Below are 6,470 nucleotides of genomic sequence, written 5' to 3' on the forward strand. Positions count from 1 at the left end.
TATAGAAACCCGCACCCGTTGCCAAACGGATTTTGTACTTTATTTAATCAGGACTTCTCAACCTGATTGAAGTCCAGCTCTACCGGAGTCGAGCGGCCGAAGATCATAACAGAGACCTTCACGCGGTTCTTGTCATAATCGACCTCTTCCACAGTACCGTTGAAATCGGCAAAAGGACCGTCAACCACACGAACCACTTCACCTGGCTCGTACATAACGCGGTGAGTCGGAGACTCAGTGGTTTCCTGCAGACGACGCAGGATGGCTTCGGCTTCACGGTCAGTGATAGGCGCAGGACGGTCAGAGGTGCCGCCGATAAAGCCCATCACGCGTGGAATGCTCTTAACCAGGTGCCAGGAATCATCGTTCATTTCCATTTGCACCAGTACGTAACCGGGGAAGAATTTGCGCTCGCTCTTGCGACGCTGACCGGCACGCATTTCAACCACTTCTTCAGTTGGAACCAGTACTTCACCGAAGTACTCTTCCATGCCGTGCATTTTGATATGCTCGACCAGAGACTTGGCTACACGCCCCTCATAACCAGAGAAAGCCTGTACCACATACCATCTTTTCTTTGCTTCTTTAGCTTCAGTCATCGAGTTATACACCGGTGATCAGATTGACGATTCTCAGCAGCAGCGCGTCCAAACCCCAGAGGATCAGGGCCAAAACACCGGTCGCAGCCAGCACGATGAAGGTGGTGTTCAGGGCTTCCTGACGGGTAGGCCACACCACTTTTTTCACTTCGATGTGAGATTCACGGGCAAACGCCAGCGCCTGCTTACCCTTTTCGGTTTGCAGAGCCACAAAACCGGCGATGGCAAACGCCACAATTACACCCAGAGCACGCACGACCACGCTGGCCTCGCTGTACATCTGGTTACCCACTACGGCCGCAGCCAACAGCAGGATGGCTACGCCCCACTTCACGATATCCAGGGAGCTGCCCTGGTTTTCAGTATTTGTCGTCATCGGTTAATTCCGTTACTCACTACGGCCTGAGCTAGGTATCCCCTGTTGGGATCCGCCTATCCGAATTCGCCCCCAAGGATAGCCGCAGTGCGGTTTCGGGGCTCAAAAATCGGCCATAGATTGTATTCTTATTCAGCTTGCATAGCAAGGCCAGTTCAGCCACTTAGGCGCCGAGTTGGGCCACAAATGCCGGAAAAAGCAAAAGGCGACCCTAAGGTCGCCTTTTTCCAAGTCTACGAGATTACTCGTGGATCTTGGCTACTACACCAGCACCTACAGTGCGGCCGCCTTCACGGATAGCGAAGCGCAGGCCTTCGTCCATCGCGATTGGGCAAATCAGGGTTACAACCATCTTGATGTTGTCGCCTGGCATTACCATCTCTACGCCTTCTGGCAGTTCGATGGTACCGGTCACGTCAGTTGTACGGAAGTAGAACTGTGGACGGTAGCCTTTGAAGAATGGAGTGTGACGACCACCTTCTTCTTTAGACAGTACGTATACTTCTGATTCGAACTTGGTGTGTGGCTTGATGGTGCCTGGCTTGGACAGTACCTGACCACGCTCAACTTCATCACGCTTGGTACCACGCAGCAGGATACCGCAGTTCTCACCGGCACGACCTTCGTCCAGCAGCTTACGGAACATTTCTACGCCGGTACAAGTAGTCTTGGTGGTATCTTTGATACCAACGATTTCTACTTCTTCACCAACTTTAACGATACCGCGCTCTACACGACCGGTTACTACAGTACCACGGCCAGAGATTGAGAATACGTCTTCGATTGGCATCAGGAACGGCTTGTCGATAGCACGCTCTGGCTCAGGGATGTAAGTATCCAGGGCTTCAGCCAGCTCAAGGATCTTGGATTCCCAAGCTGGGTCACCTTCCAGAGCTTTCAGAGCAGAACCCTGAATTACTGGCAGGTCATCACCTGGGAAGTCGTATTCAGACAGCAGTTCACGAACTTCCATCTCTACCAGTTCCAGCAGCTCTTCGTCATCTACCATGTCACACTTGTTCATGAACACGATGATGAAAGGTACACCTACCTGACGAGACAGCAGGATGTGCTCACGAGTCTGTGGCATTGGGCCGTCAGTCGCAGCTACTACCAGGATAGCGCCGTCCATCTGGGCAGCACCGGTGATCATGTTTTTCACGTAGTCAGCGTGACCTGGGCAGTCAACGTGAGCGTAGTGACGAGTTGCAGTATCGTACTCGATGTGAGAGGTATTGATGGTAATACCGCGCTCACGCTCTTCTGGAGCGTTATCGATCTGAGAAAAGTCGCGAGCCTCACCGCCGAAAGTCTTGGTCAGCACGTGAGAGATAGCAGCAGTCAGAGTGGTTTTACCATGGTCAACGTGACCGATGGTACCCACGTTTACGTGGGGCTTGTTACGTTCAAATTTAGCTTTAGCCATGGTATTGCCTCAGTCCAAGATTCTTGGTGATGAAAACCTGCACATACAGAAAAAATCCGATGTCACTCAATGACATCGAACCGTTCGTTTAGATAAAAGGCGGCATGTTAAGAGAGGCTGGTGCTGATAGGCAGAATCGAACTGCCGACCTCATCCTTACCAAGGATGCGCTCTACCGACTGAGCTATATCAGCATCTCTTAATTTTTTGGAGCGGGCAGCGGGAATCGAACCCGCGTTATCAGCTTGGAAGGCTGGAGTAATACCATTATACGATGCCCGCGCAACCTAACTGTAGGCCACCTAGTACCTAGAAAATGGTGGAGGGAGAAGGATTCGAACCTTCGAAGGCGGAGCCGTCAGATTTACAGTCTGATCCCTTTGGCCACTCGGGAACCCCTCCAATCAAAATGGTGCCGGCACCAAGAGTCGAACTCGGGACCTACTGATTACAAGTCAGTTGCTCTACCAACTGAGCTATGCCGGCGCTTCATTTCGGTAGCGGATATTAGGTAAATGTGGCTTGGGTTGCAATAGAAAAATCGAATTTCAGCCAAAAAAAGTGCCAAGCGGCGCTTTTTTGCACGCGCTCCGATGGCGATTACAACAAATTGCTTCCACTGGCCGACAATTGCCGTTGAACTATTGTTAATGCGCCATAGCTGTTGTACTGTGCGCAGCCTAAGGCGAGGAAATTGAATGATTAATAACCAGGCGCAGCAGGCGCTCTATCTCGATTTCGATCGGGAGCGCTGGGCAGAACTCAGGAACTCAGTTCCGCTGACGTTGGCAGAGGCCGATTTGGCTCGTCTGCGTGGTATTAATGAACGTATTTCCCTGTCTGAAGTGACCGACATATACTTGCCGCTGAGCCGCCTGCTTAATCTGATTGTGGGCGCCCGTCAACAGCGCGGCGTGGTGTTGAATAAATTCCTGGGTAATCATCAGTCAGGCAGCCCTTATATCATCAGTATCGCTGGCAGTGTGGCCGTGGGCAAAAGTACCACCGCTCGTATTCTGCAGGCGCTGCTGAAACAGTGGCCCGAGCACCCCAAGGTTGATCTGGTAACCACCGATGGTTTTCTGTATCCACTGACCGAACTTAAGCGTAAGGGATTGCTGCAGCGAAAAGGCTTCCCGGAAAGCTACGACACCAAGATGCTGATTGATTTCGTTTCATCGGTGAAGTCGGGTCAGGAACAGGTTGAAGCGCCGCTGTATTCGCACATTATTTATGACCGCCTGCCGGATACCCGTCAGATCATCGAAAAGCCGGACATTCTAATCCTGGAAGGCCTGAACGTGCTGCAGACCGGGCTGGACTCGCCAGTGGATATCCGTCGTCCATTCGTCTCTGATTTCGTCGACTTCTCTATTTATGTAGATGCCGATGAGTCATTGCTGAAAGACTGGTATATCGAGCGTTTCCTGCAGTTCAGAAGCGGCGCCTTCGCCGACGAAAACTCTTACTTCCGTCACTACGCCAGTCTCGATGATCACTCAGCGCGGGACATTGCGGCGCAGATCTGGGACAGTATTAACGGCCCTAACCTGCGGATGAATATTCAACCCACCCGCGAGCGCGCCCATCTGATCCTGCAAAAGGGCGAAGATCACCTGATGAATCGGGTACTGCTGCGTAAGTAACCCCCAGTTCGCACATAGCTCAATATACAAAAATGCCGACCTAGGTGCAGATAACAACTATCTGCATCCCAGTCGGCATTGTCTTTCGTGTCTTTCGTGTCTTTCGTGTCTTTCGTGACTTATGCGAGTTTCTATCAGGCGGGTCGCAGGCTGATTTCACCGCCGATGAAGCTCTTCAGTTCACCCTCAATGTCCAGCAGTAAAGCCCCCTGGCTATCAATTCCGCGGCAAATCCCGCTCTCCACTTTATCGGCCATCAGCAAGTTAACCTTCTTACCAATAAAGAGATCCGCTTGCTGCCAGCGACTTACAAAGGCTGGCAACCCTTCGCGCTCAAACAGGGTTAAATCTGCCTGTAGCTGACGTTGCAGCTTTATCGCAAATTCGGTCTTGTCCGGCATGGCAACGCCCTGCAAATCAGCCCATGGCTGATCAATAGCCTCACCCTGTGCATCCGGCATGGCCATATTTACCCCAATACCTATGATAAGCTCACAATTGCTGTCGGCCTGGCCTTTCATCTCCACCAGGATACCGGAAAGTTTGCGACCATCGAGATACACATCGTTTGGCCATTTAAGGCCAATATTATCTACTCCGAGATCAGCCAGTACCCTGGCTAGGGAGCAGCCGACAACAAGGCTCAGCCCCATTGCCTTACTCATGCCATCGGTTAAACGCCAGAACAGTGAGAAATACAGATGGCTGCCATAGGGTGACACCCACTTGCGGCCTCGACGCCCGCGCCCCGCAGACTGATGCTCGGCAATGCACACATCGCCGCTTTCCAGCTCATCAGAGTGGGACAACATAAAGGCATTGGTGCTGGGGATGTCATCAAAATAGAAACAGCGCCGCTCAATGCCCTGTTTGAGTGCAGCCTCATCAATTAAAGAAACCGGCGTTGCCAGCTTATATCCACGACCTTTCACGCTGAAGATACTGAGTCCAAGAGTTTCAAGTACATCAATATGCTTACTGATCGCAGCACGTGAAATACCAAGTCGTTCAGCGAGGGCTTCGCCCGAGACAAACTCCTGGGTTGATAGCATGGCGATGATGTCGCGCTTGCGTTGCCACTGTTCCATTTGCAACTCCCTGTCCGGGGTTAATCGTTTAAGAGTGAAAATTGACCCACCACATTGGGCTCAGCTTCAAGTTGCACCCCAAAGCGGGTATGCACCTCATCGATAACATGCTTGGCGAGTTTAAGGATATCCTTGCCGCTGGCCTTTCCAAAGTTAACCAGTACCAGCGCCTGTTTATCGTGCACGCCGGCCTCGCCCAATCGAAAGCCTTTCAAACCTGCTTTATCAATCAGCCAGCCGGCTGCCAGTTTCATCCGGCCGTCTTCCAGGGCGTAAGCCACTGCATCGGGATACTGCTTTACTATGCTCGCAAAGGTTGCTGCATCCACAATAGGATTCTTAAAAAAGCTACCGGCGTTACCCAATTTGGCAGGGTCGGGAAGCTTCTCTGAGCGCACGGCTATTACCCGCTCGAAGATCATCTTCGGCGTCACTGTATCCATGCCAAACTCAGCCAGCGGGCCATAATTCAGGTTAGGCTGCCACAACTTAGGCAGCTTAAAGCCAACCCGGGTAATAATCACTTTACCCTTAAGCTGCTGTTTAAAGATGGAATCTCGGTAGCCAAACTGGCATTGGGCAGCCGTCAGCCTGACAGTCACGCACTCCGGCAGCGACAGGTACTCAACCCACTCACAGACATCCATCAGCTCAACACCATAAGCACCTATGTTTTGAATAGGGGCAGCGCCAACAGTGCCAGGAATAAGTGCCAGATTCTCAAGCCCCGGCATCTGCTTTTCAAGGGTCCAGCTAACCAGCTCATGCCAGTTTTCGCCAGCAGCCACACTTAAATACCAGGCGGACTTATCCTCGAACACGTCTATTCCCTTATTTGCCATCTTAAGCACTGTGGTATCGACGTCCGATGTCAGAACCACATTGCTGCCGCCACCGAGAACAAAGAAAGACTGACCGCGCGTATCCAGATCATGAATAAACGCTGGCAACTTAGCGGCATCGGTGATCTCGATAAGCTCAGCACACTGATGATCGATACCAAAGGTATTGTAGGACTTGAGAGAAACAGGCATACCGCTTTCCGCCACGAATAAAAAGCCATTGTAACCAAGGGTGGCATTCCGCGCATTAGCGACAGACAGAAACTGCCAAACCCGCAAGGAATCTCGTTGATTGCGCGTAAATGCCGCAGTTGTGAGGTTATGAGGGGTCCAAACGCAAAAAGGCCACCCGCTTGGGTAGCCTCTTCAACTCAGTTTGATTTCACTTTTCAAAGCGGAAACCAGAAATAGGCGCTTGGCAATGACCTACTCTCACATGGGGAGACCCCACACTACCATCGGCGCTGCTCCGTTTCACTACTGAGTTCGGAAT

At 51.7% G+C, this 6,470-nt stretch carries 6 protein-coding genes, 4 tRNA genes and 1 rRNA gene; 1 reads left to right on the forward strand and 10 read right to left on the reverse strand.

Going from position 1 to position 6,470, the window contains the following annotated elements; translation table 11 throughout:
• Positions 1-47: 47 nt before the first annotated feature.
• From nusG to MJ923_RS20330, 7 genes are all read right to left on the reverse strand, one after another.
• Complete coding sequence (gene nusG / locus MJ923_RS20300) at positions 48-599, reverse strand: transcription termination/antitermination protein NusG (protein ID WP_126169072.1); 552 nt, start codon at positions 597-599, stop codon at positions 48-50.
• Positions 600-603: 4 nt separating this feature from the next.
• Positions 604-975, reverse strand: coding sequence for a preprotein translocase subunit SecE (secE, locus tag MJ923_RS20305; RefSeq protein ID WP_126169071.1), 372 nt, complete (start codon positions 973-975; stop codon positions 604-606).
• 241 nt (positions 976-1,216) lie between these two features.
• Positions 1,217-2,401 carry an elongation factor Tu gene (gene tuf / locus MJ923_RS20310; RefSeq protein ID WP_126169070.1) on the reverse strand — a complete coding sequence of 395 codons (1,185 nt, stop codon included), beginning with the start codon at positions 2,399-2,401 and terminating at the stop codon, positions 1,217-1,219.
• Positions 2,402-2,519: 118 nt separating this feature from the next.
• A tRNA-Thr gene (locus tag MJ923_RS20315) sits at positions 2,520-2,595 on the reverse strand.
• A gap of 14 nt (positions 2,596-2,609) precedes the next feature.
• A tRNA-Gly gene (locus tag MJ923_RS20320) sits at positions 2,610-2,683 on the reverse strand.
• A 35-nt stretch (positions 2,684-2,718) separates the two neighbouring features.
• A tRNA-Tyr gene (locus MJ923_RS20325) sits at positions 2,719-2,803 on the reverse strand.
• An 8-nt stretch (positions 2,804-2,811) separates the two neighbouring features.
• Positions 2,812-2,887: transfer RNA gene (locus tag MJ923_RS20330), tRNA-Thr, on the reverse strand.
• A 212-nt stretch (positions 2,888-3,099) separates the two neighbouring features.
• Between MJ923_RS20330 and coaA the strand changes: the two genes are divergently transcribed.
• The gene (gene coaA / locus MJ923_RS20335; RefSeq protein WP_240592624.1) at positions 3,100-4,047 is read left to right on the forward strand and encodes a type I pantothenate kinase; all 948 of its coding nucleotides are present in this window, start codon (positions 3,100-3,102) and stop codon (positions 4,045-4,047) included.
• A gap of 134 nt (positions 4,048-4,181) precedes the next feature.
• On the opposite strand, the gene birA is transcribed toward coaA, so the two are convergent.
• The 3 genes from birA to rrf all read right to left on the reverse strand — a co-directional run.
• Positions 4,182-5,135, reverse strand: coding sequence for a bifunctional biotin--[acetyl-CoA-carboxylase] ligase/biotin operon repressor BirA (birA, locus tag MJ923_RS20340; RefSeq protein WP_240592625.1), 954 nt, complete (start codon positions 5,133-5,135; stop codon positions 4,182-4,184).
• Positions 5,136-5,155: 20 nt separating this feature from the next.
• Positions 5,156-6,169: a UDP-N-acetylmuramate dehydrogenase gene (murB, locus tag MJ923_RS20345; RefSeq protein ID WP_240592626.1), complete on the reverse strand. Its 1,014-nt coding sequence runs from the start codon at positions 6,167-6,169 to the stop codon at positions 5,156-5,158.
• Between the two features lie 221 nt (positions 6,170-6,390).
• Positions 6,391-6,470: ribosomal RNA gene (gene rrf / locus MJ923_RS20920) — 5S ribosomal RNA — on the reverse strand; the annotation flags it as partial.

It is taken from the genome of Shewanella zhuhaiensis (assembly GCF_022484835.1).
In the GTDB taxonomy this organism is placed as follows: domain Bacteria; phylum Pseudomonadota; class Gammaproteobacteria; order Enterobacterales; family Shewanellaceae; genus Shewanella; species Shewanella khirikhana.

What these genes read in the sequence shown, in the direction of transcription:
- coaA (WP_240592624.1), top strand. Translation starts at nt 3,100, where the DNA reads ATGATTAATAACCAGGCGCAGCAGGCGCTCTATCTCGATTTCGATCGG.
- secE (WP_126169071.1), bottom strand. Translation starts at nt 975, where the DNA reads ATGACGACAAATACTGAAAACCAGGGCAGCTCCCTGGATATCGTGAAG.
- birA (WP_240592625.1), bottom strand. Translation starts at nt 5,135, where the DNA reads ATGGAACAGTGGCAACGCAAGCGCGACATCATCGCCATGCTATCAACC.
- nusG (WP_126169072.1), bottom strand. Translation starts at nt 599, where the DNA reads ATGACTGAAGCTAAAGAAGCAAAGAAAAGATGGTATGTGGTACAGGCT.
- murB (WP_240592626.1), bottom strand. Translation starts at nt 6,169, where the DNA reads ATGCCTGTTTCTCTCAAGTCCTACAATACCTTTGGTATCGATCATCAG.
- tuf (WP_126169070.1), bottom strand. Translation starts at nt 2,401, where the DNA reads ATGGCTAAAGCTAAATTTGAACGTAACAAGCCCCACGTAAACGTGGGT.